Genomic DNA, 25,265 nt, shown 5'->3' with positions numbered 1-25,265 from the left:
CCGTTCAGGAGGTGGTGAGGGCCTGCATGGCCTTGATGAAGCCGTCGGCGTCGAGCTGCCCGTTGGTGAACTGCTGGACGGCGCGGTGGATGGGCGTGATGTTGGCGGGCGGATACGCCTGGTCCCAGGAGAGCTGGAAGGAGGGGGCCTTGCCCACCAGGTCGAGCTGGTACTTCGCGTAGGCCGGGTCGTCGGTCTCGTCGAGGAACCGCTCGGTGTTCGTCGTGGTCGGCAGGTTGCCGATCGCGAGCTGCTGCTTGACGAAGTCGTCGGAGTACATGAGTTCGAGGAACTTCGCGATGGCGTCGGGGTGCGCGGCCTTCTTCGTGACCGAGTAGAAGTTGTTCGTGTTCCCGACGATGTTCGCCGCGTCGCCCTTGCCGCCCTCGACGCTCGGGAAGTTGGTCCAGCCGATGTTCTTCAGCTCGCCGGGGCTCGTCTCCTTGACGGTCGAGTACTCCCAGGAGCCCATCAGCTCGAAGGCCGCCTTGCCGCTCGCGAGGAGCTGCGCCGTGCCCTGGTCGGTCTGCTTCACGGAGTCGTAGTTGCTCCCGAAGGCGCCCGCGTCGACCAGCTCGCGCAGCATCGACAGGGCCTTCTTGCTCTCGGCGCTCTCCCACGCGCTCTTGTCGCCGGAGAGGGCCTTCTCGAACAGCTCGGGGCCCGCGACGCGGTCGTAGAGGTACTCGAACCACATGAGCGTGGGCCACTGGTCGCCGCCGCCGAGCGCGAACGGCGTGACCTTCTTCGCCTTGAGCGCCTTGACGACGTCGAGCAGCTCGTCCCAGCTCGTCGGCGGCTTCACGCCCGCTTCGTCGAGGACCTTCTTGTTGTGGAAGAGCAGCACGGGCTGGGTGCCGCGCATCGGCACGCCGTAGTACTTCCCCTCCACTTTCGCGGTGTTGAGGACCGAGGGAAGGAAGTTGTCCTTGAGGCCCGCGTCCTTCGCCATCATGTCGTCGAGCGGGCGGAGCAGGCCCGCCTTCACGAAGGGCTGGATGCTGCCGCCGCCCCAGTTGAAGAAGACGTCGGGCGCCTGCTTGGTGTTGATGATCGTCTGGAGCTTCTGCTGGTAGTCGGCGCCGGGGATGGTGTCGAGCACCGCCTTGACCTTCGAGGTCTTGTTGAACTCGGCGACGATCTTCTTCTCGACCTTGTTCCCCGCGTCGCCGTAGACGAGCACGTGGAACTCCTGCTTCCCGCCCGAGGAGCCGCTGTCCCCGCCACAGGCGGTCAGGCCCATGCCGAGCGCGAGCACCGCGATCCCGGCGACCGCGCGGGGGAACCTCATCGGCTTCATCGACTTCATCGCCTTCGCCGGCTGCATCGCCTTCATCGACAGACCTTTCGAAAGTGTCGGCATCTTTGCCGAAAGTTCTCTGCGCCAGGACGGTAGAAGGGCGCGGGGAAGCGGTCAATGGAGGGGTACGAGCGCGACCAAACCGTTATGTGCGTGCGGCGTCGGCGGTACGGAGCTGGGCGGTACGGGGCCGGGGCCGCGCCCGTGCGTGCGTGCCGCACGGGCCGTGTACCTCCGTAATCACCCCGCTGTCCCGGGGATTCGGCGTGTTCTATCCTTCGGTGCATGCGAGCTGAGAGCCCCGAGGGCACAGAGACCGCGCGCGCCGAGGAGCGCGGGGCGGGCCGGATCACGCTGGCCCAGGTGGGAGCGCAAGCGGGCGTCTCGCTTTCGACAGTTTCGAAAGTCCTCAACGGCCGTCCCGATGTGGCGGCCCCGACCCGGCGCAAGGTCGAGGACCTCCTTGAGGAGCACGGCTACCGCCGCCCGGCGCCGACCCCGCCCGACGCGCCGCTCCTGGAGATCGTCTTCCACGAACTCGACAGCACGTGGTCGATGGAGCTGATCAGGGGCGTGCAGAACGTCGCCAACGCGCACGGCATGAGCGTCGTGCTCACCGAGACGGGCACCCGGCACTCGCCGGGCGCCGACTGGGTCGAGGGGGTCCTGCGCCGCCGCCCGCTCGGTGTCGTCCTCGTCTTCTCGACGCTGCCCGCCGAACTCAAGAAGAAGCTGTGGTCACGGGCGATCCCCTTCGTCATCGTCGACCCCGCGGGAGACCCCGAGCCGGACGTCCCCTCGGTCGGCTCGGCGAACTGGGCGGGCGGCCTCGCGGCGACCCGCCACCTCATCGAACTGGGCCACCGCAGGACCGCCGTCATCACCGGGCCCGAGGACATGCTGTGCGCCCTCGCCCGCCTCGACGGCTTCCGCTCCGCGCACAACATGGCCCGCATCACGCCCGACCCGGAACTCCTCCGCTTCGGCGACTTCCACGTCTCATCGGGCCACCAGCACGCCCTCGACCTCCTGGACCGCCCCGACCGCCCCACCGCGATCTTCGCGGGCTCGGACCTCCAGGCGCTCGGCGTACTCGAAGCGGCCCGCGTCCTCGGCCTGCGCGTCCCGCACGACCTCTCCGTCGTCGGCTACGACAACATCCCGCTCGCGCAGTGGTCGAGTCCCGCCCTGACGACGGTCGACCAGCCCCTCGAACAAATGGCGGAGGAGGCGGCCCGCATGCTGTTGCGCCTGCGGCGCGAGGAGGAGGGCGAGACGCGGATCGAACTGGGAACGCGGCTGGTCGTGCGGGGGAGCACGGGGGCGCCGGGGGTCTGAGCGGTACGGGTCCCTGGCGCCGTTGCGGCCGGGGCGGGCGCGGGCCCCGGGCGGCCGCGCCGCGGCGCGTATCAGCGAACCGGTGGACGCCTCGCGTCCCTAATGCAAACATATGCGCCATGACGCATGAACATGCATTCGTGGCGCCTCTCGCCGCGCCCGCGCCCTCCTTCGCCACCCCCGCTCCCGCGCCGTCCCTCGCCACCCCGGCTCGCGCGCCTCTCGCCTGGCCGCTCGGCTTCCGCGCGTTCACCGCTCACGGCGGCCTGCGGGCCGAGGGGGACGACATCTCGGCCGTCGTCTCGGATCGCCCCGCCGTCAGCGCCGCGATGTTCACGCGCAGCCGCTTCGCCGGGCCCGCCGTGCTCCTGAGCCGCGCGCACGCGGCGGGGCGGCGGCTGCGGGCCGTCGTGACGCTCGCGCAGAACGCGAACGTGGCGACAGGCGCCGAGGGCGAGCGGAACGCGGCGGAGGTCGTGGCGCGCCTCGCGCCCGTACTCGGCACCTCCACCGGGGAGGTGCTGCTCGGCTCGACCGGCGTCATCGGGCGCCCGCTGCCGATGGTCGCGCTCAGGACCCGTATCGCCGCGCTGGGACCCGCCGTCTTCGGCGCCGCGCCGCTCGACGTCGCGCGCGCCATGATGACGACCGACACGCGGCCCAAGACGGCCGAACGGCGTGTCGGGGCCGCGCGGTTGGTGGGGGTCGCGAAGGGTGTCGGGATGCTGGAGCCCGACATGGCGACGATGCTCGCCCACGTCTTCACGGACGCGGCGCTCACCCCCGACGCGCTCGACGCGGCCTGGCGCGCGGCCGTGGACGACAGCTTCCACTGCCTCAGCGTCGACACCGATACCTCGACGTCGGACACGGCGGCGGTCCTCGCGAACGGCGCGGCGGGCCCGGTCGACGAGACCGCCTTCGCTGCGGCCCTGCGGGAGGTGTGCCTCGACCTCGTACGGCAGTTGGCGCGCGACGGCGAGGGCGCGACGAAGCTCCTGCGGGTCGAGGTGAGCGGCGCGCGCGACCGTGCCCAGGCCCGTGGCGTGGCCAAGAGCGTCGTCAACTCGCCGCTCGTGAAGGCCGCCGTGCACGGCGCCGACCCCAACTGGGGCCGTGTCGTGATGGCGGTCGGCAAGAACGCGGACGACACGGACATCGACCCCGCCCGCGTCACGGTCCGCTTCGGTGCCCTGCCCGTCTACCCCGCCGAGCCCGGCGCCGCGGCCCTCGCCGCGCTCACGGAGGTCATGCGGCGCGAGGAGGTGACGATCGGCGTCGGGCTCGGGATCGGGGAGGCGGAGGCGACGGTCTACGGCTGTGACCTGTCGGCGGGGTACGTGCGGATCAACGCGGACTACACGTCGTGAGACCCCCCGGGCGCCGGGCGCCGGGCGGCCCCGAGGCGCTACGCCTCCCGGGGGCCCCGCAGGCCCGCCCGGACGCCCGCGCGGTCGACGCCGAGCCTGTCCAGGAGGTCGGCGGCCGGGTCGGGACGGTCACGGTCGAGCAGGGCGAGCAGGAGGTGTTCGGGCGTGATGTGCCGGGCGCCCGCACTCCGCGCCTCGCCCAGCGCGCCCGGGACGACCGCGCGGGCGCCCGAGGTGAAGGGGGTGCGCTTGCGCGAGGCCGGGATCGCCGGGCGCTCGGCCCCGCGCGCGTCGATGCCGAGCGCGGCGAGCGCCGCCAGGTCGAGCGCGTCGAGCGTGGCGCGCGCGGACTCCGCGTCGGCGCCCAGGGCCTCGGCGGGGCCCGGCTGCCGGAGCACGCCGATGAGGAGGTGCTCGGTGCCGATGCGGCGGTCGCCGCGCCTGCCGGCCTCGGTCGCCGCGTCGGAGACGGCGGCCTTGGCGCCCGGCGTGAAGTGTTCGAACATGGTCGTCTCACTTTCCGTACTGGTGGCCGTACTTGGTATGGACCGACTGCCGGGAGACGCCGAGGGCGTCCCCGATCTGCTCCCAGGACCAGCCCTGCTCCCTGGCCCGTGCGACGGCCGCCGCCTCGACCTGCTCGCCGAGCCTGCGCAGCGCGCCCACGGCCCGCAGGCCCACGGCGGGGTCCTGCGACGCGAGAAGCGCGGAAATGTCTTCCGTTTCCATGCCTGTCAGTCTGGATTGACGGAAGGGGGATGTCAACCCGGACTGACGACGTCCGGACTGACGACGTCCGGACTGACGACGTCCGGACCGACGACGTCCGGACCGACGAGGTCGGTGTTCACGTCACGTCCGCAGGTACGAAGCCCCGTTCAGGTCCATGACCGTGCCGGAGGCCCAGGTGGCCGCGGGGGAGGCGAGCCAGCGGACCGCCTCCGCGATCTCCGCCGGCTCCGCGACTCGTCCGAAGGGGCTCTGGGCGCGGATCGTCTCGCCCTCCGCGCCGCTCAGCCGGTGCGCGACACGCTCCGTCGCGAAGAAGCCGGGGGCGACCGAGGCGACCGCGATGCCGTGCGGCGCCAGCGCGACCGCGAGCGACTGGCCGAGCGCGTGCACGGCCGCCTTCGTCGCCCCGTACGCGGGGTGCGCGGGCTCGCCACGGAAGGCGCCGCGCGAGCCGATGTTCACGATCCGCCCCCCGCGCCCGCCCGCGACCATGTGCCGGGCCGCCTGGTGGCTCACGTGCGCGGTGCCGAGCAGGTTGACCGAGACGTGTGCCTGCCAGGCGGCGACCCACTCCTCGTACGGCGTCTCCAGGGGCGGGTGCGGGGTGTTGACGGCCGCGTTGTTGACGAGCACGTCGAGCCCGCCGAGCCGCTCCGCCGCCGTGGCCACGACCGCCGCAGCGCCCTCGGGTGTCGCGAGGTCGCCGGGCACCACGGCGTGCCCCTCGCCGGGCAGTCCGGCCGCCGTCGCCCGCGCCTCGCTCGCGCGCGTACGGCAGTGCAGCGCGACCGTGTCGCCCTGTGCGGCGAAGGCGCGCGCGAGCACCGCGCCGAGGCCGCCGCCCGCGCCGGTCACGAGGACGCGGCGGCCGGTGGCGGGGAAGGGGAGGGGACGGGGGTTCGCTTGTCCGCTCGTCCGGGGGTCCGCTTGTTCGCTCATCGCCCGACCGTATCGAGCGCCCGGGGGATGTCCGGTGAGGGCTCGAACGGACACCGCCCGGGGGGTGTCCGGTGGGGGCTCGAACGGACAAAAGGTGCGAACAGGCTTAATCTGAACGTTCGTGTCGGCGAGAGCCGTACCTGCGGAAGGAATGAGGAGCGATGAGCGACGAAAGCGCCGTGGACAAGCTCAAGGGCAGGGCCAAGGAGGCCGTCGGCAAGCTCACCGGCGACCGGCGCAAGGAGACGGAGGGCAAGACCGACCAGGCGAAGGGCGGGGCGAAGGACGCGATGGACCAGGCCAAGGGCCGGGCCCAGGGCGTCAAGGACTCGCTGAAGGGGAACGGCGACGACCGGAAGTGAGCGCCCGCACGCGGTGGTGCTCCCGGGCGGGGGCACCACCGCGTGGCCGGCTCACAGCGCCTTCGCGGCCGGCTTCACCATCTCGCGGACCGTACGGGCCTTCGCGAACTCGCCCATCGCCGTCATGTCCCACTCGCCGGAGAACTGGCGGACGAGCTTCGCCATCATGACGCCCGTGCGGGCCTCGGCGTTGGTGAGGTCGAAGCGGACCAGCTCCTCGTCGGTCCTCGCGTCGACGAGGCGGCAGTACGCCTTCGCGACCTCGGTGAACTTCTGTCCGGTGAACGAGTTCACCGTGAAGACCAGGCCGGTGACCTCCTGCGGGATGCGGCCCAGGTCCACGACGATCACCTCGTCGTCGCCCGCGCCCTCGCCCGTCAGATTGTCACCGGAGTGCTTGATCGCGCCGCCGAGGATCGAGAGCTTGCCGAAGTAGCAGGCGTCGACGAGATCGCGCTGCGGGCCGTAGGCGATGACCGAGGCGTCGAGGTCGATGTCCTTGCCCCGGTACGCGGGCTCCCAGCCCAGGCCCATCTTGACCTTGGCGAGCAGCGGGGCACCGCCCTTGACGAGCGAGACCGTCTGGTTCTTCTGGAGGCTCACCCGGCCCTTGTCCAGGTTGATCTTCCCGGCGCCCGGCGCGGGCGGGGCGGGGGGCGCGGAAGGCGCGGGGGCCACCGGGGCCGCCACGGGGGCGGACGGGGCGCTCGGCGCGGCGGGTGCCTGCGGTGCGGCGGGCGGGCTCGGCGGGGCGGGTGCCTGCGGTGCGGCGGGCGCGGCCTGCGGCTCCTCCTCGACGCTCACGCCGAAGTCCGTCGCGATCCCCGCCAGCCCGTTCGCGTAGCCCTGGCCCACGGCGCGGGCCTTCCACACGCCATTCCTGCGGTACACCTCGACGACGACGAGCGCGGTCTCCGTGCCGAGCTGCGGGGGCGTGAAGGTCGCGAGCACCGCGCCGCTGTCCGCGTCCCGCACGGTCGCGGTCGGCTCGATGCCCTGGAAGGTCTGGCCCGCCGCGTCGGGGCTCGCGGTGACGACGATCTTCTCGATCGCGGCGGGCACCGCACCCGTGTCCACGGTGACCGCGTCGGGCGCCGTGCCCCCGCCGGAGGTGTAGGTCACGCCGGGGCCCGAGGGCTGGTTGTAGAAGATGAAGTCGTCGTCCGAGCGCACTTTGCCGTCGGCGGTGAGGAGCAGGCCCGAGACGTCGAGCCGCACCGGAGCGGTCACGTCGACCGCCACACGGGCGGCGCTGAGGGGGATGTTCGAGCCAGGGGTCATTGCGGTCATGTCAGCCTCAACGAACGACCCCACTTTGCCGTTCCCTTACCCGCGATTTTCTCACCGGACGGCTCAGCGGGGCGGCGCGAGGGCCGGCGGGGCGAGGGCCGGGGGCGAGAGCCGGGGGTGGGGAGGGCCGTGGCGGGGGCCGGGGCCGGGGAGGCCGGGGCGAAGGACCAGCCCCGGCCACGGCCCTCACCACCGCCCTCACCACCGCCCTCACCACCGCCCTCACCACCGCCCTCACCACCGCCCTCACCACCGCCCTCACCACGGCCCTCACCACGGCCCCCGCCCCCGCCACGGCTGCCCCCGGGGACACCCGTGGCGGGCGGCTCGTCAGCCGGCGGACGTACCGGACCGTTCGTCCTCGCTCGCGCTCTCCTCCTCCTGCGCGCGTTCGGCCTCAAGAGCCGCCTGCGCGGCGGCCCGCCGGGCCTCGATGTCGCGCGGGTCCTCGGCCTCCCTCGCCGACCTGGCCGCGTCGGCGAGATCCTTCGCCCTGTACTCGAACTCGTCCTTGATGCCCATCGGCACTCCTCGCGAAGCGGTGCTGCTTGCCTGTCGCCCCGGAAAACGCCCTCGCGCCATCCGGTCGCGGTCGTGCGGGCCGAACGGGGGACGCCCGGCCCGCCGCTGTCGCCGCCCGCTAACCCGCCTCCCCTGTCTCCCCTGTCTCCCGCACCTCCCGCAGCGCACCCACGAACGCCCGCGCCGAAGGGTGCGCCGTGGCGCCCGCGCGGGTCGCGAGGTGGCTGTGGCGGGCGAGGGGGAGCGGGGTGAGACGGACGCCGGGCGGGGGAGCGGCCGCCGCCGAGGCGGGGACGACGGCGACGCCCGCGCCCACGGCGACGAGCCGCAGCGTCGTGTCGTAGTCGTCGACGCGGTGCCAGGACTCGATCCGTACGCCGCTCGACTCGCCGAGCCGCGTCACGACCGCGTGGCACAGGGTGTCATCGGCGGGGAGCACCCACGGCGTCGCGGCGTGGTCGCGTACCGGATCGCCCGTCGTCCCGCTCGCACTCCCCTTCGGCGCCGCGAAGAGCATCGGCTCGCTGAAGAGGTGCTCCGTCGCGAGGCCCGGCTCCGGGGGGTGCGCGAAGCCCTCGTACGTGTGCACGAGCGCCACGTCGAGGCCGCCCGAACGGACCGCGTGGCCCGCGTCGGCGGGGTCGATCTCCCGTACCCACAGCGTGAGTCCGGGGTGGCTCGAACGGAGCGCGGCGAAGACCGGCGCGGCGAGCGCGCGCGCCGCCGAGGGCGAGAAACCGGCCCGCAGCGGCGCCTCCTCGCCCCGGTGCGCGCTCAGTTCGGCCTCCGCCGCCTCCAGGTGCGCGAGGATCACCTCCGCGTGCGAAACGAGCCGCGCGCCCGTCGGGGTGAGCGTGATCCTGCGGCCCTCGCGCGCGAACAGCGCGGTCCCGGTGGTCCTTTCGAGGAGCGACAGCTGTTGCGAGACGGCCGAAGGACTGTACGCGAGCGCCTTCGCCACCGCCGCGATCGTCCCGCGCCTGGACAGCTCGCGCAGCAGGCGCAACTGGTGCGGGTTGAGCATCGGCTCAGCTTACGAGCACCGTCAGTTCTTCCCGCTGGACCGCCCGGGCGCCCGGCGCCGACGATCGGCACATGACTCCCCTCTCCGGTCTCCACATCCCGCTCGTCACGCCCTTCGCCCCCGACGGCGCGCTCGACACGGACGCGCTCGAACGCCTCGCCCACGACGTGCTCGACGAGGGCGCCGCCGGGCTCCTCGCGCTCGGCACGACCGCCGAGGCCGCGACGCTCGACGCCGCCGAACGCGCCACCGTCCTGGCCGTCACCGCCCGCGTCGTCCGCGTGCGCGGCGTCCCCCTCACCGTCGGCGCGGGCGGCAGCGCCACCGCCGCGAGCCGTACGGCGCTCGCCGCGCTCGCCGACGTCCCCGAGGCCGTCGCCGCGCTCGTCCCCGTCCCCTCCTTCACGCGCCCAGGAGAGGCGGGCGTCCTCGCGCACTTCGCCGAACTGGCCGCGTCGAGCCCCGTACCGCTGCTCGTCTACCACATCCCGTACCGCACGGGTCAGGAGCTGAGCGCGGCGACGCTGCGGGAGATCGGCGCGCTGCCCGGCGTCGCCGGGGTCAAGTACGCGGCCGGGGGCGTCACCGAGGACGCGGTGGCGCTCCTCGGCGCGCGGCCCGCCGGTTTCGCGGTCCTCGCGGGCGACGACGTGTACGCCTCCGCGCTGCTCGCGCTCGGCGCCGAGGGCGCGGTCCTCGCCTCGGCGCACCTCGCGACCCGCGCGTACGCGGACCTCGCGGCGGCCTGGCACGCGGGCGACGCCCACCGCGCCCGTCCCCTCGGCCACCACCTCTCCCGTCTCTCCGAGAGCCTCTTCGCGGCCCCCAGCCCCACCGTCCTCAAGGCCGTCCTCCACGCGCGCGGCCGCATCCCGAGTCCCGCGGTCCGCCTCCCGCTGCTGCCCGCGCCGGGGGAGACGGTGAAGGCGGCGCTGGCGCGGCTTGACGAGGTGGAGGCGTACGGCTGACGCTCGCTCGAATGGCCGGACGACCGCACCGGCTCCGCCCCCGCCCCCGCCCCTCTCACCCCTCCCTCACTCCGCGCCTCTCACCCCCTCACCCCATCCCCGGCTCCACCACGATCTTCCGCCCCACTCCGGAGGCGAACTTCTCCAGCGCCTGCGGGTACGCGCTCAGCGGGAGCCTGTCGCTGATGAAGACCTCCGGGTCGAGGAGGCCCGTCGCGAAGAGTTCCGCCGCGCGTTCGTAGCTGTGGAGGACGGCCATTGAGCCCGTGATGGTGATCTCCTGGTTGTAGATGCGGTACGGCTCGATCGTCGCCGTCGTCGCGTAGTCCGCGACGCCGAACTGGAGGAACGTGCCCGCCTTCGCGACGCGGCTCAGGCCGTCCTGGATCGCCGCCGCGTTGCCCGTCGCGTCGACCACGAGGTCCCAGCCGCCGGGCCGGTCCAGGGCGTCGGGGCTCGTCGCCGTCGCGGAGCAGCCGAGGTGCGAGGCGGTCTTGAGACGTTCCTCGTTGAGGTCGACGACGTCCACCGCGACCGCGCCCGTCCGCTTGGCGAGTTCCAGCATCATCAGGCCCATCGTGCCGGAGCCGTAGATGAGGACGTGCGCGCCGAGCTGGGACTTGAGGACGTCGTAGCCGCGCACCGCGCACGACAGGGGTTCGATGAGCGCGGCGTCCTGCGTGCGGACGTGCTCGGGGAGCTTGACGCAGTTGGCGACGGGAGCGACCGCGTACTGCGCAGCGCCGCCCGTCGTCGTGACGCCGATCGCGGCCCAGCGCTCGCACAGGTTGTTGTGCCCCGTACGGCAGTAGCGGCACTCGTAGCAGTACAGGGACGGGTCGACGGCGACCCGGTCACCTGTGCGCAGCTCCGCGACCTCGCTCCCGAGCGCGACGACCGTCCCCGCGAACTCGTGGCCGGGCACGACAGGGAGCGTCGGCGCGAACTCGCCCTGGAGGATGTGCAGATCGGTCCCGCACAGCCCGCAGGCAGCGACCTCCACGACGACCTGGCGCGGTCCCGGGGTGGGGTCGGGGACCTCCGTGACGACGGCGTTCCCGACGGATTCGATGACGGCTGCCTTCACTTGACGGCTCCCAGCGACAGGCCCTGGACGAGTTTGTCCTGGGCGGCGAACCCTGCGGCGAGCACCGGCAGGGAGATGACGAGCGACGCGGCGCACACCTTCGCCAGGAACAGGCCCTGACTCGTGATGAAGCCGGTCAGGAAGACGGGCGCGGTCTCGGCGACGACGCCGGAGAGCACCCGTGCGAAGAGGAGTTCGTTCCAGCTGAAGATGAAGCAGATCAGGGACGTCGCGGCGATCCCCGGCAGCGCGATCGGGGCGACGACCCGCGCGAGGATCGTCGGGAGGCGCGCCCCGTCGAGCTGCGCCGCCTCGATGAGCGCGGTCGGGACCTCGGCGAGGAAGGACTGCATCATCCACACGGCGATCGGCAGGTTCATCGACGTGTAGAGGATGACGAGCAGCCAGATGTTGTCGAGGAAACCCGTGTTCTTCGCGAAGAGGTAGATGGGCAGGAGCCCCGCGACGATGGGGAGCATCTTCGTCGACAGGAAGAAGAACAGGACGTCCGTCCACTTCCGTACCGGCCGCAGCGACAGCGCGTACGCGGCGGGCAGCGCGAGCACCAGGACGAGCAGCGTCGAAGCGAGCGAGGCGACCGCCGAGTTGATGAGCGCGGGCCACGGGCTCGCGCCGCCGCCGCTGCCGAAGAAGTCGCGGTACGCGTCGAGGGTCAGCGAGGCGCCGAGCGCGGGCGGGTTCTTCGCCGCGTCGGGCTCCGAGTGGAAGGAGGTGAGGAGCATCCAGGCGATCGGCAGGAAGAACAGGATGCCGAGCAGCCAGGCGAGCAGCCCGAGCGCGCCGCCGCGACGGCGGGGGCCGCGCGGGGCGCGTACGGGCTTCGCCGCCGGTGTCGTACGGGGCAGGTCAGCGGTGGCCGTGCTCATGAGCGGCCCACCTCCTCACGGAAGAGCGACGAGACGACCCGCAGGACGAAGGTCGCGAGGATCAGCGAACCGATGACGACGAGGACCCCGCCCGCCGAGGCGAGCCCGTTCTCGTGCGCCTGGTAGAAGGTCTGGTAGACGGTGTACGGGAGGTTCGCGGTGCCGAGGCCGCCGGACGTGAGCGTGAAGACGGCGTCGAAGTTCTGCACGATGTAGATCGAGCCGAGCAGCGCGCCGAGTTCGAGGTAGCGGCGCAGGTGCGGCAGCGTCAGGTGGCGGAAGATCTGCCAGGCCCCCGCGCCGTCCATGCGTGCCGCCTCGATGAGTTCCGGCGAGCGGCTCTGGAGCCCCGCGAGCAGGATGAGCATCATGAACGGCGTCCACTGCCACACGAGGCTCGCCTCGACGGCGAGGAGCGGCGTGTTCGACACCCAGTCCGGTTGCGGCGCCCCGTCGCCGCCGATCCAGTGCAGGACGCCGTTGAAGAGCCCGTACTCCGGGTTGAACAGCACGTGCTTCCACAGCAGCGCCGCCGCGACGGGCACCAGCAGGAACGGCGCGATGAGCAGCGTACGGACGAATCCGCGCCCCTTGAACCTCCGGTCGAGCAGCAGCGCGAGACCGAGCCCGAGGACGAGGCTCACGAGCACGACGGAGACGGTCAGGACGATCGTCGTGAGCACGGACTTGCGCAGGTCCGGATCGCTCAGCACGTCCCCGTAGTTGCTGAACCACGTGAAGCTGCGCGCGTCCGGGTAGAGCGCGTTCCAGTCGAAGAGCGAGATCACGAGCGTCGCGACGAAGGGGAGTTGCGTCACGACGATCATGAAGACGAGGGCGGGCAGCAGCGGGGCGCGGGTCGCCCAGGCCCGGAGGCGGGAGCGGCGGGCGGCGTCCCTGTCGTGCGCGGGCGCGGCGGACGGCGGTGTCGGCGGGGTGGGCGGTGTCGGTGGTGTCGCGGTGGCGGTCGTCATCGTCCCTCGTACTCCTTCGACACCTCGGCGGCGAGTTTCTGGGATGCGTCGAGCGCCGCGTCCACGGACTTGCGGCCCGCTATCGCGGAGCTGAGTTCCTGGGAGACCTTCGTGCCGAGGTCGGTGAACTCGGGGATGCCGACGAACTGGATGCCGGGGGCCGGGCGCGGCTGGACGCCCGGGTCGCGGGGCTTCGCCGCCGCGATCGCGTCGCGCGTGACGTCGGCGAAGGCGCCGGCCTCCTCGCGGTACGCGGGCAGCTCGTACGTGGACGCGCGCTTGCCCGCGGGCACGTTCGCCCAGCCGTACGTCTTGCCGACGAGCGACTCGTACTCCTTGCCCGTCGCCCACTCCATGAACTTCCAGCCCTTGTCGGCGTTCCGCGAGGCCTTCTGGAGGCCGAAGGCCCACGTGTAGAGCCAGCCGGACGACTTCGTCTTCACCACGGGCGCGGGCGCGTAGCCGATCTTGCCCTTGACCGGGGACTTCGCCGCTTCGAGCGAGCCCGCGCCCGAGGTCGCGTCGTACCACATCGCCGTCTTGCCCTGCGTCAGGTTGTTGAGGCACTCGGCGAAACCGGACTGCGCCGCGCCCGACTCGCCGTGCTCGCGCACGAGGTCGACGTAGAACTTCGCCGCCTCGCGGAACTCCTTGTCGCCGAGCCGCGCCGACCAGTCCTTCGCGAACCACGTGCCGCCGAAGGTGTTGACGACCGTCGTGAGCGGCGCGATCAGCTCGCCCCAGCCCGGCAGCCCGCGCAGGCAGATACCGCGCATCCCCGGCTTCGCGCCGTCGACCTTCGCGGCGATGTCCGCGACCTGCTGCCACGTCGGGTGCGCGGGCATCGTCAGGCCCTTCTCGGCGAGCACGTCCTTGCGGTACATGAGCATCGACGACTCGCCGTAGAACGGCTCCCCGTACAGCTTCCCGTCGTCGCCGGTGAGCGATTCGCGCATCGGCCGGAGGATGTCGTCCTGGTCGTACGAGGGGGACCCGGCGACGTAGCCGTCGAGGTCGTGGAGCCAGCCGTTGCGGGCGTAGATGGGGATCTCGTAGTTCGAGAGCGTCGCGACGTCGTACTGACCCGCCTGGTTGGCGAAGTCCTGGCTGATCTTGTCGCGCACGTCGTTCTCGGGCAGCACGGTGAAGTTCACCTTGATGCCCGTGTCCTTGGTGAAGTGCGCCTTCGTGAGCTTCTGAAGCTCCACCATCTGCGGGTTGTTGACCATGAGGACGTTGATCGAGTCCCCGCCGGAGCCCGCGCCGCCCGCGCCCGCCCAGCAACCGCTGAGGAGGAGGGCGCTCGTGGCGAGGAGGGCGAGGGCGGGGCGGGGGCGCGTGCCGGTGCGGCGGAGGGTCCGGGGGGTCCCGGGTGGCCGGCGGCGGCTCGGAAGGCGCATGGCGACTCCGTAGGTGGGTGAGTGGGGATCGGTGGTGCGGGACTTCTTGCGGGGCTTCTCGCGGGTCTTGTGGGTCTTGTGGGGCTTCTCGCGGGGCTTCTCGCGGGTCTTGTGGGTCTTGTGGGGCTTCTTGCGGGGCTTCTCGACCGGGTGTTTCCGGGGGTGCCGGGGTACGGGGTGTCAGACGCGGAGGACCTGGGGGCCGAGCTGGGCGTAGCGGTGGGCCTCGGCGGTGGGGAGGCGGGCGTTGGTGACGATCGTGTCGAGGTCGGGGATCGCGGCGAAGCGGCAGAACCCGGCGGCGCCGAACTTCGTGTGCACGCCCGCGAAGACACGCCGCCTGGCCGCCCGTACCGCCTGCCGCTTCACCTCGGCGACGGCCGGGTCCGGCGTCGTGAGGCCGTGCTCGCGCGAGATGCCGTTGGCGCCGATGAAGGCCAGGTCGAGCACGAACCCCGAGAGCATCCGCGTCGCCCAGTGCTCCACCGTCGCGAGCGTTCCCGCCCGGACGCGGCCGCCGAGGAGCAGCACCGTCATGTGCGGGTCGGCCGCGAGCGCCCCCGCCGTCGAGAGCGAGGCGGTGACGACGGTGAGGGGGCGTTCGCGGGGGAGGGCCTCGGCGATGAGCTGCGGCGTGAAGCCCTCGTCGACGAAGACGGTCTCGGCGTCGTGGAGCAGCCCGGCCGCCGCGCGGGCGATGGCGCGTTTCTCGGGGACGTGCATCGTGGTGCGGTGGGCGAGCGTCGTCTCGAAGCCGGAACTCTCGACGGGGTACGCGCCGCCGTGCGTTCGGCGGACGAGGCCGTGGTCCTCCAGCGCCTGGAGGTCCCTGCGCACCGTCTCCTTGGCCACGCCCAAGTGCGTGGCCAGCGCGTTCACTTCGACCGAGCCGTCCTCGCGTGCCGCGCGCACGATCTCGCGCTGGCGCTCGGGGGCGCCGAGCCGGGCGGGGAGCCGCGTCCCGGGCCGGGGGGCGTCGGCCCGGGGGCGGTCGGCCCGCGGGGTGTCCGGCCCTGGAGTGCCCGGCTGGGGGGTGCCGGGCCGGGGGGTGCCGGACTGTGGGGTGTCGGCCCCTTGGTGGAGCGCCGTCATCGCCGCCTCGCCTTTCGGTGGTCACCGGCCCTGACCGGGACGCCCGGCGCTCGCACGCCGCCGCCCGTTCGGGCCGTACGCAGAGTTGTAGTGGCCGTGCCGGTGCCCGAACAGGCGCGGCACGGGGGGAATCCTGCCCGCTTGGGCCCGTACGAGTCCTCTCCCTTCGGGGGCGGCGATACGGGGTGAGCTGGCCTTTCGGTGCCCACGGGGCCCGGAACGGGCGGGCCGGGATGCCCGTTCGGGGGTGAGCGGTGGCCCGGGTCGTGCCCGTACGGGGTGCGGGGCGGGGCCGGGCGGTGGCCTGCGGCGGCCGCCCGAACGGCGACGCGCGAGCCTGAGGGCGGGCCCGAGGCGTCCACCGTGGCCGGAGACGGCGATCCCCCCGGGGGCCGGGGGCCGGAGGCCGGGGACGGCGGGGGCGGGGGCGGCGGGCCCGAGCAGTCGCATGACGGGGTCAGCGGCGGCCCGCGCCCGGGGCCCTGAAGGGGACCAGCAGGGCCGTCGCCGCCGCGAGCAGCGACGTGCCCAGGAACTGGGCGCGCGGGTCCAGGACCGTGACCAGGGCAGCTCCCGCGCCCTGGCCGAGTGCCGTCGGGGCGAACATGACCGTGTTCGCGGTGGCCGCGGCGCGGCCCAGAAGGTGCGCAGGGGCGCGTTTCTGGACCTCCGTCGCCGCCGCGACGAGGGGCAGGGGCAGGCCGAGGCCGCACAGTGGTGCGCCCAGCAGGGAGGCCGCCGGGTGGGCGAGGGAGTGGAGCGCGGCGCCCGCCGCCCACAGCGCGAGGCCGAGCGCGGTCGTACGGGCCGGGCCGAGTCGTCCGAGCAGCGCGCCCGCGCACAGCCCGGACACGACCGAGCCCGCGCCCTGCGCCGCCGAGGTCACGCCGAGCCACGCGGCCGGCAGGCCCATCGCCGCCATGAGCCCGTAGCCGCTCGCCGAAGCGGTGCCCGAGAGCGCCATCGCGGCGCCCGCCGCGAGGACGAGGCGGCGCGGGGCGGGCACGCGCGGCAGGAAGCGGGGGGCCGCGCGCCGAAGCGGGGGAGCCGCCACCCGTGCCCGTACTCGCGCGTAGACCAGTGCCGCCACGAGGAACGTGCACGCGTCGACGAGGACCACGCGGGGGCCGCCCCACAGCGTGTACACCCCCGCCCCGGCGAGCGGCGCGAGCAGCTTCATGCCCTCGTTGGCCGTCATCCGCAGCCCGTTGAAGGAGCCGAGCGCGCGCGGGTCGAGCGCGGTGGCGACGAGCGCGGACTGTGCCGCGTCCTCGATGACGCCGCTCGCCCCGTACAGCACGAGCACGGCGAGCAGGAGCCACACGCCGCCGGGCCCGTCCGCCCACGCGAGGAGCGGGACGAGCAGCAGCGCCGTCGCCACCTGGAGCCCCACGAGCAGCCCCCGCCGGGGCAGCAGGTCGGCGAGCGCCCCGAGCCAGGGACCTGTGAGGCTCGGCAGCCACAGCGCGAGCCCGCACAGCGCCGCGAGCGCGTCCGAGCCCGTCAGGTCCTTGACCCACACCCCGGCGACGAGGAACAGCGCCGAACTGCCGAGGCCCGAGACGGTGACGGCGAGGAGCAGGAGCCGGGCCTCACGGTCGCGCGCGAGCGTGCGGAGTGCGGAGGCGGGCACGTCGGGGGTGGCGGGGGTCGCGGGGGTGCCGGGGGTTTCGCTCGTCATGGCCCTGAGGCTCGGCCTGAGGGCCCCCTCACCGCATCGGGCACCTGCCCAGGAGGGGACCTCAGCGCGCCTCGCGCCCGGGCCCCGCCTCGCGCCCGGGCCCCGCCTCGCGCCCGGGTCCGCTCACGCCGCCCCGCCCGCCTTCCCCAGTGCCGCCGTCATCATCGCCTTCGCGACCGGCCCCGCGAGGCCGTTGCCGCTGACCTCCGCGCGTGCCGCGTCGGAGTCCTCGACCATGACGGCGACCGCGACCTGCGTGCCGTCGGCGCCCTTCGCGTACGAGGTGAACCAGGCGTACGGCGTCTCGCTGTTGTTCTCGCCGTGCTGGGCCGTGCCGGTCTTCGCGCCGACCGTGGCCCCCGGTATCGCCGCGTTGGTGCCTGTGCCCTTGGCGACGACGGTCTCCATCGCCGAGCGCAACTGCCGTGCGGTGTCCTCGCTCACGACGCGTCGCGTCTTCGCGTCCCCGTGGGTGCTCAGCACGTCCCCTTCGCCGTTCGTCGTGCGGTCCACCAGGTAGGGCTCGGCGAGTTCGCCGCCGTTGGCGAGGGCGGCCGAGACCTCCGCCATCTGGAGCGGCGTCGCGGTGACGTCGAACTGGCCGATCCCCGAGAGCGCCGTCTGCGCCTTGTCCATGTCCTTCGGGTACACGCTCGGGTAGGCGCGCACGGGCACGTCCTGGTCCTCCGTGTCGAAGCCGAACTTCTCGGCCATCGCGCGGACCTTGTCCTGCCCGAGGTCGACGGCCATCTTCCCGAAGACCGTGTTGCACGAGTACTGGAGCGCGACGCGTATCGAGGCGTTCTCGCAGGGCGCGGAGGCCGACTCGTTGGTGAGGTCCTTCGTGGACAGGGGCAGGTGGTACGGGTCCGGGCTGTCCGTGGGCGTGTCCACGGAGCCGTACAGGCCGTCCTCCAGGGCCGCCGCGGCGACGACGAGCTTGAACGTCGAGCCGGGCGGCAGGGGCTGGCGCAGCGCCCGGTTCACGTTCGGTTTGTCGGGGTCGGCGAGGAGCGCCTTCCACGCCGCGCCGTCGTCGCTCCCCGTGATCTTCGACGGGTCGTACGAGGGCGTCGAGACCATGCCGAGTATCCGGCCCGTGGCGGGGTCGAGCGCGAGCGCGGCACCCTTCTTGTCCCCCAGGGCCTCGTACCCGGCCTTCTGCACCGCCGGATCGATCGTCGTGACGACGTCCCCGGCCTTCGCGCGGCCGCGCGTCAGGGCGTCCACCGGGCTCTGGAGACGCGCGTCGGCGCCGTCGAGCAGGTCCTTGTAGACGCCCTCCAGCATCGTCTGCCCGTACGCCTGCGAGGTGTAGCCCGTCACGGGCGCGTAGAGCGGACCGTCCTTGTACGTCCGCTCGTAGCGCAGGTCCCCGCTGCTGGTCTCGCGCGAGCCCGTCACGGCGCTGCCGCCCACGACGATGTCGCCGAGCGGGTCGGCGTACCTGGCCATGACCGTGCGGCGGTTGTCCTCGTCGGAGGAGAGCGAGGGGGCTTCGTAGAACTGCACCCACGTCGCCCGCGCGAGGAGGGCCAGCACGAGGAGCAGCACGAAGACCGAGGTGTTCCTGATCGTCCTGTTCATCACAGAGAGGGACGAACGGGTGTGCGGGGCGGGTTCCTCGGCGTGCCGATTCTCAGCCGACTCTCATTCGATCGTGTGTACGAGGGAGACCGGTGTTGACCTGCGGGCACAGGGGCCGCCGCGCTGCTCCCCTCAGCCCCGTACGACCGCCTTCACGAAGCCGTCGGGGCGCTGTTCGTGCAGGGCGAAGCCCGCGTCGACCGCGTCGAGCGTCACCGTGTGTGTCAGCAGCGGCTCCAGCGTGAGGCGGCGGGCGCCCGCGAGGGCGAGGCCCTCGCGCAGGGCGGCGACGTGGCGGTGGCGCTGCGGCGTGAAGCCGTTGACGAGGGTCACCCCCCGGTACCACAGCTCCACGTCCAGCTCGCGGGGCCCGCTGTGGTGGTAGCCGCCCACGCACAGCACCCCGTGCGCCGCCGTGAGCCGCCCGGCCGTGCGCAGTCCCGCCGCCGCGCCCGTGAACTCCACCACCAGGTCGTACGCCGCGGACTCCGCCTCGTCGGGCGCGCACGTCTCGCGCGCCCCGAGCCCGTCGCCGAGCGCCCGCGCGGCGGGGAGCGGGTCGACACCCACGAGACGCGCGGGCCCGAGATCGGCGAGCGCCTGGAGCGCGATGAGCCCCATGAACCCGAGCCCCACGACCGCGACCCGCCGCCCGGCCACGTCCCCGCACCGCGAGAGCGCTTCGAGCACGCACGCCACCGGCTCCCCGAGGAACCCGTCCACCGGCACCCCCTGCGGCAACGGCAGCAGCCCGCGCGCGGGCACGTGCACGACGTCCGCGAAGGCCCCGTCCGCGAACCCCGTCACGAGATCACCCGCCGCCCAGCCGTGCACCCCGTGCCCCACCCCCACCACCTCGCCCGACAACTCGTGCCCGAGCCGCAGCGGCGCGTCCCCCGCGTACCCCGTCCACGCGGGAAGCTCGGATGCGCAGACACCCGAGACGCGCGCCGCCACGGCGACGTGCCCGGGCGGCGGCGGGGTGTCGGCGACGGTGACGAGCGCGCTGGTGCGCGGGGCGACGACGTGGGCGTAACGCATGGGTGCTCCTGGGGGTACGAGGGGGACGGGACGTCGGCGAGGGAGGGGCCGGGGGCGTACGGGCGCTCACGCCGTCGTGAGCGCGAGCCGCACCGCCCCCTCGACAGGCGGCGCGTCGAGCAGCACCGCGCGTGTCTTCGGCAGCGCGTCGCCGAGGGCGCGGGTGAACGCCGTCCACAGCGCGGGCTGCGCCGTGATCACCCCGCCCGCAGCGACGACACGCGCGTGGTGGGCGCCGCGCCGGGCGAGCCGCGCGACGAGCGCGGCGAGATCCGCGCCGCCGCGCGCGATGACGTCGCGCGCGAGGGCCGAGCCCGCCTCGGCGGCGGCGAAGACGGCGGGCGCGTGGGCGCCCCACGTCTCGACGCCGCCGTCCCAGCTCATCGCTGCCGCGAGCGCGTCACCGTCGCCCACCGCGAAGGCGTCGAGGAGAGCCGTGCCCAGCGGGTCGCCCGCCGCGCCCGCCGCCCCCTCGTCCAGCGCCGCGAGCCACGCCCGCGCCGCCTCGCGCACGAGCGCCGAGCCCGAGCCCTCGTCCCCGAGCACCCACCCCCAGCCGCCCGCCTTCAGGTACGCGCCCGTCTTTGCGTGCCGCCCCACCGCGATCGAGCCCGTGCCCGCCACGAGCCCGATCCCTTCGGCGAACCCAGCGGCGGGCACGAGGAGTTCGGCGTCGTTGACGACCGTGACGGGGATGCCGAGCAGGGCGCGCAGGTGCGTGGAAAGCTCCGCGCACATCGCGGGCGTCTCGCACGCGTGCGCGCCCACGGCGAGCCGCACGGGCAGCGTGCCTGCCGCCCCCGCGCCCGCCACGACCGCCCGCAGCCGCGCCGCCAGCCACTCGCCCGCCGCCTTGAGGTCGCGCGTCTGCCACCCCTCGCTGCGCACCGTCACGTCCGCGCGCACCCGCGCCCCGGTGACGAGCCGCACCCGGGTCTTCGTCCCGCCGACATCGACTCCTGCGACCACCTCCGCGCTCATATCGTCGCCGCCGTCTTCGTGTCGTCGTTGTCGAACACGAACTCCTCGATCACGAGGCCGCGCGCCCCCGCGAGCTCGGCGGCGAGCCGCTGCACGACCGCCGTCTCCAGGACCGTGCGCACCGCGCGCGAGGCGAGGCCGGGCAGCCGTACGACGTGCAGGGCGCCCTCCGCCGCGAGCGGCGCGGCCGTCACGGCGAGCGTCAGGTGCCCGGCACGGGCGAGCGAGCGCGCCAGCGCGACCTCGCGCCCGTCGCCGATGACGACGTGCAGCGTGCGGCCCGCCGACTCCATCGCGCCGTGCAGATACGTACGCGTCGCGAGCGCCGTCGACGGCACCCGCGCGACCTCGCGCAGGAGCAGCGCCCCCGCCTCGGCCGTACCGAGCGAGGCGCCCGAGCCGACGAAATCCGCCGCGACGACCCCGGCCCCGTGCGCGGTCACCTCGGCGACGACCGGGGCGAGCACCTCCTCGAACTCCTCAAGCAGCTCCCGTGTGCCCGCCCACTCGGCGAGCGCCCGCGCGCTGTCCCAGCCCTCCAGGTGCCGCGCGAGCATCGTGAGGCCGACGAGCGTGCCCGTGTAGCCGACCGTGGACGCGTAGCTGTCGGGCTCGTCCCCGAGGTCCACGCTCCACGAGGCGGCGGCGGCGAGCGGGCTCGGCACCGCGTTGACGAGCGCGCCCGCGCGCTCGCGGCCCGCCGCCTCCAGCGCCGCGAGCGTCTCGGGACTGCGCCCGGACTGCGAGACGCCGAGCACGAGGTCGGCGCCGTCGAACACGGGACCCGGGGTCAGGTCCCCCGCGAGCACACGCCGGGCGGGGTAGCCCGCCTCGCCCAGCAGCGTGACGGGCAGCGCGAGCGCCGCGTGGCTCGCGCCGATCCCGGCGAACACCGGGCGGCACGCGGCGGGGAAGGCGCCGGGGGTCCCCAGCTGCGCGGCGAGCCGCCGCGCGACGCGTTCCAGGGCGGCCGGTTGCGCGGCGCGCGCCTGACGGTAGGGAATCGTTCCCTCGGGCACGGACACGGTGGTTCCTTTCCACGGGCGCCCCGACCCCGCCGCGCGACGACGCGCGGCACGGGGGCAGGGGGCGTGGCTGGTGCGGTGATCGGTGGAAATGGGGTGCGGGAGGTACGGGGGCGGGGGTACATGGGCGGGGGTACATGGGCGGGCGGCGGCACGGGGCGGCGGCGGCCCGTACCGCGAGGAGCCCGGGGGACTCAGCCCTGCCCGCGCACGAAGACCGTGCGCAGCCGGTACCTGTCGCCCCGGTAGGTGAGTGTGGAGCGCAGCACGGGCCGCCCGCCCGCGTCGGTCATCGCCTGGTCCATGACGAGCACGGGCGCCCCTTCGCCGAGATCGAGGTACGGGGCGAGGCCGGCGGGGCAGCCGCGCGCCTCGATCATCGACTCGGCGTGCACGGGCTCGCTGCCCGCCGCGCTCAGCACCTCCACGAGCGAGGAGTCCGCGAAGTCGGTCGCGGTGAGCGCGGGCGCGAGGTGGAGCACCGTGAGGGCCTGGTCGACGCCGATCGCGAGGCCGTCGAGCAGCCGCACCCGGTCGAGCAGGAACAGCTCCGTGCCCGCGGCGACGCCGAACTCCTCCGCCTCGTCGAGCGTCGCCGCGCGCACCTCGGCGCGCAGCACCCGCGAGCTGGGCGTGAGCCCCTTGCGGCGCGCCGTCTCGGTGAAGGATTCGAGGGAGTTGGGCCACTCGCGGTCCTCGCGGCTCTCCCGCTCCTCGCCGCCCGCGACGTACCAGCCCCTGCCGTGCGAGGAGCGCAGCACGCCGCGTTCGACGAGGTGGTGCAGCGCCTTGCGCAGGGTCACGCGGCTGATCCCGAGCTGCGCGCACAGCTCCCGCTCCGACGGCAGTCTGCTCCCCGCCGGGAGCGTGCCTTCGCGCACGCGCCGCTCGACGGCGTCGGCCGCGCGCACCCACAGCGGTTCGTGGCTCGGGGCATCGAGGGGTGCCGCGTCCCCTGGGGTCGTCTTCACCGCTTGCCGGTCCTTCCCAACTCCGCGCGTCGTGCGCACCGTTGTGTGTCATGGTCCCATCCGGTACGGGGGCGTCCGCCCGCGTACCGGGCTGTCCGCCGGGCTCAGCCGGGCCGCGCGGCGAGCCGGTCGAAGGCCGCGTCCAGGTCCGCGGAGACCTTGCGGCGGGCCGGGTCCGCGTCGTACCACGCCAGGATCTCCGCGGCCCCGCGCCGGAAGCTCGTCTCCGGGGGGAGCCCGGGCAGGAGCCGGTGCAGCTTGGAGTTGTCGTAGACGAGCGAATGACGGAAGTCCTCGGTCAGTACGGGTCCCATCCAGTCGATCTCGCGGCCGATGTCCTCGCTGGAGCGGTGCACGAGGAGTGGTTCGGCCCCGGCCGCGCGGGCGAGCGTGGTGTGGATGGCGTCCCAGCTCAGCGGCGTGTCGGAGGTGATGTGCACGGACTCGCCCAGGAGCCGGTCGTCGCCGAGCAGCCCGGCGAGCGCGCGGGCGAAGTCCCTGGCGTGCAGCAGGTTCCACAGCGAGGTGCCGTCGCCGTGCACGACGACGGGCAGCCCGCGCCGCCAGCGGTCGATCGCGGTCCACCCGGCGAGCAGGGGCACGACCGTCTCGTCGTAGACGTGCGCGGCGCGCACGATCGTGGCGGGGAACCCGTCCCGGTAGGCGGCCTCGACGGCGAGTTCGCACTCCAGCTTGAGGCGGGGGTAGTCGAAGCTCCCCGCGCGGCGTGCCGAGGACTCGTCGACGGGCTGGCGCGGCGCGGGGCGCGCGTAGACGGAGCCGGTCGAGACGTACACGTAGGAGTCGGTGCGCGCGCGGAAGAGGCGCACCGCGCGGTCCACGTGCGCGGTGTCGTACCCGATGAAGTCGACGACGACGTCGAAGCGGGCGGTGCCGAGCGCGGCCCGTACCGCGTCCTCGTCGCCGAAGTCGGCGCGCAGCGCGCGGGCGCCCGCGGGGACGGGGCGGCGCGAGGTGCCCCGGGTCAGGACGGTCAGTTCGTCGCCGCGGGCGAGGACGGCGCGGGCGGCGGCGGAGGAGATGACGCCGGTGCCGCCGACGAAGAGGACACGCATGTCAGGACTCCTTCCGGGCGAGGCCGCGCGACACGAGGTGGTCGAGGGCCCCGCCGAGCAGCGGGTACATGGGGTGGTCGGAGCGGTCCATCTCGACGATGAGCCAGCGCACCGACGGGTTGGCGCGCGCGGCGGCGTCCACGTCCACGACGCCTTCGCCGAAGGGCACCATGCGGTCGTCCATGCCGCGCGCCGGGCCGTCCTTGAGGTGCAGGGACTCCAGGCGCGTGCCGAGCGAGGCGGCGACGGCCGCGGGGTCGGCGCCGCCCGTGTGCGCCCAGTAGACGTCGAGTTCGCACACGACGTCCGGGTCGAGCGCGTCCAGCAGCACTTCGTAGGCGCGGCGGCCTCCGTAGCCGTTGCGGAACTCGGCGAAGTGGTTGTGGTAGCCGATCCGCATCCCGCGCGCACGGGCGTTCGCCGCGCCTTCGTTGACGCGGGCGAGACCGGCGCGCAGGGCGCTCTCGCTCGTGAACTCCTCGGGCTCCAGGCTCCACACGAGCGTGTCGGCGCCCACTTCCTCGTACGTGTCGAGGATGCGCGCGGCCTCGGGCCCGGCGGGGAAGGGGGCGTGCGCGCTGCACAGCCGCAGCCCGAGCGCGTCGAGGCGCGCGCGGACGGTCGCGGGGGAGTGCCCGTAGAGGCTGATCGTCTCGACGGCGCGGTAGCCGAGCGCGGCGACGCGTTCGAGCACGCCGAGCAGATCGGTGCGGGCCTCCTCGTGGAGCGACCACAACTGCACGGCGGCGGGGGGCGGCTGGTGAAGGGCGGAAGTGCTCATGCGGTTCCTGTACGGGTCGGGTGCGGCGTGTCCGTGGTCTGCGGGGTCTGCGGCGTGTCCCCCGTGGGCGGAACGGGGCCGATGTGGCGCCCGTTGCCGAGCGGCCAGCGCGTCGCGAGGTTCTCGTACGCGTCCTCGCCGACCCCCGCCGCCCACAGCGCGGCCTGCCGCACGAGCTGGCGGAAGCCGGGGTTGCCCCAGGCACGCGGGTCGTGCCCGAGCGCGCAGTAGCAGACGCGTCCCGCGCCGTGCTCGCGCACGTAGAGCACGGGTTCGGTGCCGCCCTCGGGCGTGTCGCGCACCGCGAGGACGTCGAGACCGTCGGCGTACTCCAGCAGGTAGTACTCGTCGTCGATCGCGAAGTCGTCGAGGTGGCGCGTCACTTGGTGCGCGGCGGTGACGCGGACGCGGAAGCGGCCCTCGGAGCCGTGGCTCCCGTGCGAGAGGTAGCGCGAGCCGATGAGGCGGTGCGCGGCCGCGTCGGCGGCGATGCCGCCCGGCCCGTACCCGAAGAGGTTGCTCGCGTGCAGCACGACGAGGCCCTTGCCCGCGGCGACGAGCGCGGAGAGTGCCTCCTGCTGCGCGGGGTCGAAGACGGTGGACGAGCGGTAGAGCACGTACACGTCCGCGTCGGCGGTCGCGGGCAGCGGGTCGGTGAAGCGGTCCAGGCCCATCGCGCGGGCGGTGGGCAGCCCGGCCTCCGTGACGATCTCCTGGAGCGCCAGCGCGGCGCCGATCAGGTCGTGGTGGAGGTCGGTGCCCTCCACCACGACCAGGGCCGAGGCGGTGCCTCGCAGTCTCATGCGGAACCTTCCGTGTGGGGGGTGCGGGGCGGTC

At 73.9% G+C, this 25,265-nt stretch carries 25 protein-coding genes; 4 read left to right on the top strand and 21 right to left on the bottom strand.

The annotated features are described in order from the left end of the window. Positions 1-4: 4 nt before the first annotated feature. Complete coding sequence (locus ACQYWQ_RS05535; RefSeq protein WP_431032761.1) at positions 5-1,336, bottom strand: ABC transporter substrate-binding protein; 1,332 nt, start codon at positions 1,334-1,336, stop codon at positions 5-7. Between the two features lie 249 nt (positions 1,337-1,585). Between ACQYWQ_RS05535 and ACQYWQ_RS05530 the strand changes: the two genes are divergently transcribed. Both ACQYWQ_RS05530 and argJ read left to right on the top strand, forming a co-directional pair. Next, positions 1,586-2,638, top strand: a complete 1,053-nt coding sequence (locus tag ACQYWQ_RS05530; RefSeq protein WP_431032760.1) for a LacI family DNA-binding transcriptional regulator — start codon at positions 1,586-1,588, stop codon at positions 2,636-2,638. A 119-nt stretch (positions 2,639-2,757) separates the two neighbouring features. Further along, complete coding sequence (gene argJ, locus ACQYWQ_RS05525) at positions 2,758-4,008, top strand: bifunctional glutamate N-acetyltransferase/amino-acid acetyltransferase ArgJ (RefSeq protein WP_431032759.1); 1,251 nt, start codon at positions 2,758-2,760, stop codon at positions 4,006-4,008. 38 nt (positions 4,009-4,046) lie between these two features. On the opposite strand, the gene ACQYWQ_RS05520 is transcribed toward argJ, so the two are convergent. The 3 genes from ACQYWQ_RS05520 to ACQYWQ_RS05510 form a co-directional block, all read right to left on the bottom strand. Next, a complete protein-coding gene (locus ACQYWQ_RS05520) occupies positions 4,047-4,514 on the bottom strand; it encodes a Clp protease N-terminal domain-containing protein (protein WP_431032758.1) in 468 nt (155 codons plus the stop codon). Positions 4,515-4,521: 7 nt separating this feature from the next. Continuing rightward, positions 4,522-4,737, bottom strand: coding sequence for a helix-turn-helix domain-containing protein (locus ACQYWQ_RS05515; protein WP_431032757.1), 216 nt, complete (start codon positions 4,735-4,737; stop codon positions 4,522-4,524). A 123-nt stretch (positions 4,738-4,860) separates the two neighbouring features. After that, positions 4,861-5,679, bottom strand: coding sequence for an SDR family NAD(P)-dependent oxidoreductase (locus tag ACQYWQ_RS05510; RefSeq protein WP_431032756.1), 819 nt, complete (start codon positions 5,677-5,679; stop codon positions 4,861-4,863). Between the two features lie 161 nt (positions 5,680-5,840). On the opposite strand from ACQYWQ_RS05510, the gene ACQYWQ_RS05505 reads away from it, so the two are divergent. Next, positions 5,841-6,041 carry a CsbD family protein gene (locus tag ACQYWQ_RS05505; RefSeq protein WP_431032755.1) on the top strand — a complete coding sequence of 67 codons (201 nt, stop codon included), beginning with the start codon at positions 5,841-5,843 and terminating at the stop codon, positions 6,039-6,041. 51 nt (positions 6,042-6,092) lie between these two features. Here ACQYWQ_RS05505 and ACQYWQ_RS05500 read toward each other — a convergent pair whose 3' ends face one another. The 3 genes from ACQYWQ_RS05500 to ACQYWQ_RS05490 all read right to left on the bottom strand — a co-directional run bounded on the left by ACQYWQ_RS05500 (position 6,093) and on the right by ACQYWQ_RS05490 (position 8,877). After that, positions 6,093-7,322, bottom strand: coding sequence for a TerD family protein (locus ACQYWQ_RS05500; protein ID WP_431039071.1), 1,230 nt, complete (start codon positions 7,320-7,322; stop codon positions 6,093-6,095). Between the two features lie 339 nt (positions 7,323-7,661). After that, a complete protein-coding gene (locus ACQYWQ_RS05495; RefSeq protein ID WP_431032754.1) occupies positions 7,662-7,853 on the bottom strand; it encodes a hypothetical protein in 192 nt (63 codons plus the stop codon). A 118-nt stretch (positions 7,854-7,971) separates the two neighbouring features. Continuing rightward, a complete protein-coding gene (locus tag ACQYWQ_RS05490; protein ID WP_431032753.1) occupies positions 7,972-8,877 on the bottom strand; it encodes a LysR family transcriptional regulator in 906 nt (301 codons plus the stop codon). A 71-nt stretch (positions 8,878-8,948) separates the two neighbouring features. On the opposite strand from ACQYWQ_RS05490, the gene ACQYWQ_RS05485 reads away from it, so the two are divergent. Further along, positions 8,949-9,845 carry a dihydrodipicolinate synthase family protein gene (locus tag ACQYWQ_RS05485; RefSeq protein ID WP_431032752.1) on the top strand — a complete coding sequence of 299 codons (897 nt, stop codon included), beginning with the start codon at positions 8,949-8,951 and terminating at the stop codon, positions 9,843-9,845. Between the two features lie 88 nt (positions 9,846-9,933). Here ACQYWQ_RS05485 and ACQYWQ_RS05480 read toward each other — a convergent pair whose 3' ends face one another. The 14 genes from ACQYWQ_RS05480 to ACQYWQ_RS05415 form a co-directional block, all read right to left on the bottom strand. Beyond that, the gene (locus ACQYWQ_RS05480; protein WP_431032751.1) at positions 9,934-10,932 is read right to left on the bottom strand and encodes a zinc-dependent alcohol dehydrogenase family protein; all 999 of its coding nucleotides are present in this window, start codon (positions 10,930-10,932) and stop codon (positions 9,934-9,936) included. Continuing rightward, a complete protein-coding gene (locus ACQYWQ_RS05475; protein WP_431032750.1) occupies positions 10,929-11,819 on the bottom strand; it encodes a carbohydrate ABC transporter permease in 891 nt (296 codons plus the stop codon). Before ACQYWQ_RS05475 ends, ACQYWQ_RS05480 begins: the two co-directional genes overlap by 4 nt. Then, positions 11,816-12,793, bottom strand: coding sequence for a carbohydrate ABC transporter permease (locus tag ACQYWQ_RS05470; protein ID WP_431032749.1), 978 nt, complete (start codon positions 12,791-12,793; stop codon positions 11,816-11,818). Before ACQYWQ_RS05470 ends, ACQYWQ_RS05475 begins: the two co-directional genes overlap by 4 nt. After that, positions 12,790-14,193: an ABC transporter substrate-binding protein gene (locus ACQYWQ_RS05465; protein WP_431032748.1), complete on the bottom strand. Its 1,404-nt coding sequence runs from the start codon at positions 14,191-14,193 to the stop codon at positions 12,790-12,792. The genes ACQYWQ_RS05470 and ACQYWQ_RS05465 overlap by 4 nt, the downstream gene beginning before the upstream one ends. Positions 14,194-14,373: 180 nt before the next feature. Then, positions 14,374-15,285: a DeoR/GlpR family DNA-binding transcription regulator gene (locus ACQYWQ_RS05460; protein WP_431032747.1), complete on the bottom strand. Its 912-nt coding sequence runs from the start codon at positions 15,283-15,285 to the stop codon at positions 14,374-14,376. 457 nt (positions 15,286-15,742) lie between these two features. Beyond that, positions 15,743-16,966, bottom strand: coding sequence for an MFS transporter (locus ACQYWQ_RS05455; protein WP_431032746.1), 1,224 nt, complete (start codon positions 16,964-16,966; stop codon positions 15,743-15,745). A gap of 123 nt (positions 16,967-17,089) precedes the next feature. Next, positions 17,090-18,553: a peptidoglycan D,D-transpeptidase FtsI family protein gene (locus tag ACQYWQ_RS05450; protein ID WP_431032745.1), complete on the bottom strand. Its 1,464-nt coding sequence runs from the start codon at positions 18,551-18,553 to the stop codon at positions 17,090-17,092. 132 nt (positions 18,554-18,685) lie between these two features. Next, positions 18,686-19,594, bottom strand: coding sequence for an alcohol dehydrogenase catalytic domain-containing protein (locus ACQYWQ_RS05445; RefSeq protein ID WP_431032744.1), 909 nt, complete (start codon positions 19,592-19,594; stop codon positions 18,686-18,688). A 66-nt stretch (positions 19,595-19,660) separates the two neighbouring features. Continuing rightward, positions 19,661-20,575: a BadF/BadG/BcrA/BcrD ATPase family protein gene (locus tag ACQYWQ_RS05440; protein ID WP_431032743.1), complete on the bottom strand. Its 915-nt coding sequence runs from the start codon at positions 20,573-20,575 to the stop codon at positions 19,661-19,663. Beyond that, on the bottom strand, positions 20,572-21,594 hold the full coding sequence (locus ACQYWQ_RS05435) for an SIS domain-containing protein (protein ID WP_431032742.1): 1,023 nt from the start codon (positions 21,592-21,594) through the stop codon (positions 20,572-20,574). The genes ACQYWQ_RS05440 and ACQYWQ_RS05435 overlap by 4 nt, the downstream gene beginning before the upstream one ends. Before the next feature lie 200 nt (positions 21,595-21,794). Continuing rightward, positions 21,795-22,571: a GntR family transcriptional regulator gene (locus ACQYWQ_RS05430; RefSeq protein WP_431032741.1), complete on the bottom strand. Its 777-nt coding sequence runs from the start codon at positions 22,569-22,571 to the stop codon at positions 21,795-21,797. Between the two features lie 104 nt (positions 22,572-22,675). Then, positions 22,676-23,647, bottom strand: coding sequence for an NAD-dependent epimerase/dehydratase family protein (locus tag ACQYWQ_RS05425; protein WP_431032740.1), 972 nt, complete (start codon positions 23,645-23,647; stop codon positions 22,676-22,678). A gap of 1 nt (position 23,648) precedes the next feature. After that, on the bottom strand, positions 23,649-24,428 hold the full coding sequence (locus ACQYWQ_RS05420; protein WP_431032739.1) for a sugar phosphate isomerase/epimerase family protein: 780 nt from the start codon (positions 24,426-24,428) through the stop codon (positions 23,649-23,651). Continuing rightward, entirely contained in the window at positions 24,425-25,231 is an 807-nt protein-coding gene (locus ACQYWQ_RS05415) for a ThuA domain-containing protein (RefSeq protein WP_431032738.1), read from the bottom strand. The genes ACQYWQ_RS05420 and ACQYWQ_RS05415 overlap by 4 nt, the downstream gene beginning before the upstream one ends. Positions 25,232-25,265: the final 34 nt, after the last annotated feature.

This window comes from Streptomyces sp. P6-2-1, from assembly GCF_050613165.1.
GTDB lineage: Bacteria > Actinomycetota > Actinomycetes > Streptomycetales > Streptomycetaceae > Streptomyces.
The sequence above is the reverse complement of the archived record's forward strand: the minus strand, read 5'-3'. Positions and strand labels throughout refer to the sequence as shown.

Excerpts from the sequence above, each read along its gene's own strand:
- ACQYWQ_RS05475 (WP_431032750.1), bottom strand. The coding sequence starts at position 11,819 with ATGAGCACGGCCACCGCTGACCTGCCCCGTACGACACCGGCGGCGAAG.
- ACQYWQ_RS05470 (WP_431032749.1), bottom strand. The coding sequence starts at position 12,793 with ATGACGACCGCCACCGCGACACCACCGACACCGCCCACCCCGCCGACA.
- ACQYWQ_RS05530 (WP_431032760.1), top strand. The coding sequence starts at position 1,586 with ATGCGAGCTGAGAGCCCCGAGGGCACAGAGACCGCGCGCGCCGAGGAG.
- ACQYWQ_RS05485 (WP_431032752.1), top strand. The coding sequence starts at position 8,949 with ATGACTCCCCTCTCCGGTCTCCACATCCCGCTCGTCACGCCCTTCGCC.
- ACQYWQ_RS05520 (WP_431032758.1), bottom strand. The coding sequence starts at position 4,514 with ATGTTCGAACACTTCACGCCGGGCGCCAAGGCCGCCGTCTCCGACGCG.
- ACQYWQ_RS05455 (WP_431032746.1), bottom strand. The coding sequence starts at position 16,966 with ATGACGAGCGAAACCCCCGGCACCCCCGCGACCCCCGCCACCCCCGAC.
- ACQYWQ_RS05510 (WP_431032756.1), bottom strand. The coding sequence starts at position 5,679 with ATGAGCGAACAAGCGGACCCCCGGACGAGCGGACAAGCGAACCCCCGT.
- ACQYWQ_RS05415 (WP_431032738.1), bottom strand. The coding sequence starts at position 25,231 with ATGAGACTGCGAGGCACCGCCTCGGCCCTGGTCGTGGTGGAGGGCACC.
- ACQYWQ_RS05445 (WP_431032744.1), bottom strand. The coding sequence starts at position 19,594 with ATGCGTTACGCCCACGTCGTCGCCCCGCGCACCAGCGCGCTCGTCACC.
- ACQYWQ_RS05425 (WP_431032740.1), bottom strand. The coding sequence starts at position 23,647 with ATGCGTGTCCTCTTCGTCGGCGGCACCGGCGTCATCTCCTCCGCCGCC.
- ACQYWQ_RS05450 (WP_431032745.1), bottom strand. The coding sequence starts at position 18,553 with ATGAACAGGACGATCAGGAACACCTCGGTCTTCGTGCTGCTCCTCGTG.
- ACQYWQ_RS05460 (WP_431032747.1), bottom strand. The coding sequence starts at position 15,285 with ATGACGGCGCTCCACCAAGGGGCCGACACCCCACAGTCCGGCACCCCC.
- ACQYWQ_RS05495 (WP_431032754.1), bottom strand. The coding sequence starts at position 7,853 with ATGGGCATCAAGGACGAGTTCGAGTACAGGGCGAAGGATCTCGCCGAC.
- ACQYWQ_RS05440 (WP_431032743.1), bottom strand. The coding sequence starts at position 20,575 with ATGAGCGCGGAGGTGGTCGCAGGAGTCGATGTCGGCGGGACGAAGACC.
- ACQYWQ_RS05465 (WP_431032748.1), bottom strand. The coding sequence starts at position 14,193 with ATGCGCCTTCCGAGCCGCCGCCGGCCACCCGGGACCCCCCGGACCCTC.
- ACQYWQ_RS05535 (WP_431032761.1), bottom strand. The coding sequence starts at position 1,336 with ATGAAGGCGATGCAGCCGGCGAAGGCGATGAAGTCGATGAAGCCGATG.
- ACQYWQ_RS05490 (WP_431032753.1), bottom strand. The coding sequence starts at position 8,877 with ATGCTCAACCCGCACCAGTTGCGCCTGCTGCGCGAGCTGTCCAGGCGC.
- ACQYWQ_RS05505 (WP_431032755.1), top strand. The coding sequence starts at position 5,841 with ATGAGCGACGAAAGCGCCGTGGACAAGCTCAAGGGCAGGGCCAAGGAG.
- ACQYWQ_RS05500 (WP_431039071.1), bottom strand. The coding sequence starts at position 7,322 with ATGACCCCTGGCTCGAACATCCCCCTCAGCGCCGCCCGTGTGGCGGTC.
- argJ (WP_431032759.1), top strand. The coding sequence starts at position 2,758 with ATGACGCATGAACATGCATTCGTGGCGCCTCTCGCCGCGCCCGCGCCC.
- ACQYWQ_RS05420 (WP_431032739.1), bottom strand. The coding sequence starts at position 24,428 with ATGAGCACTTCCGCCCTTCACCAGCCGCCCCCCGCCGCCGTGCAGTTG.
- ACQYWQ_RS05515 (WP_431032757.1), bottom strand. The coding sequence starts at position 4,737 with ATGGAAACGGAAGACATTTCCGCGCTTCTCGCGTCGCAGGACCCCGCC.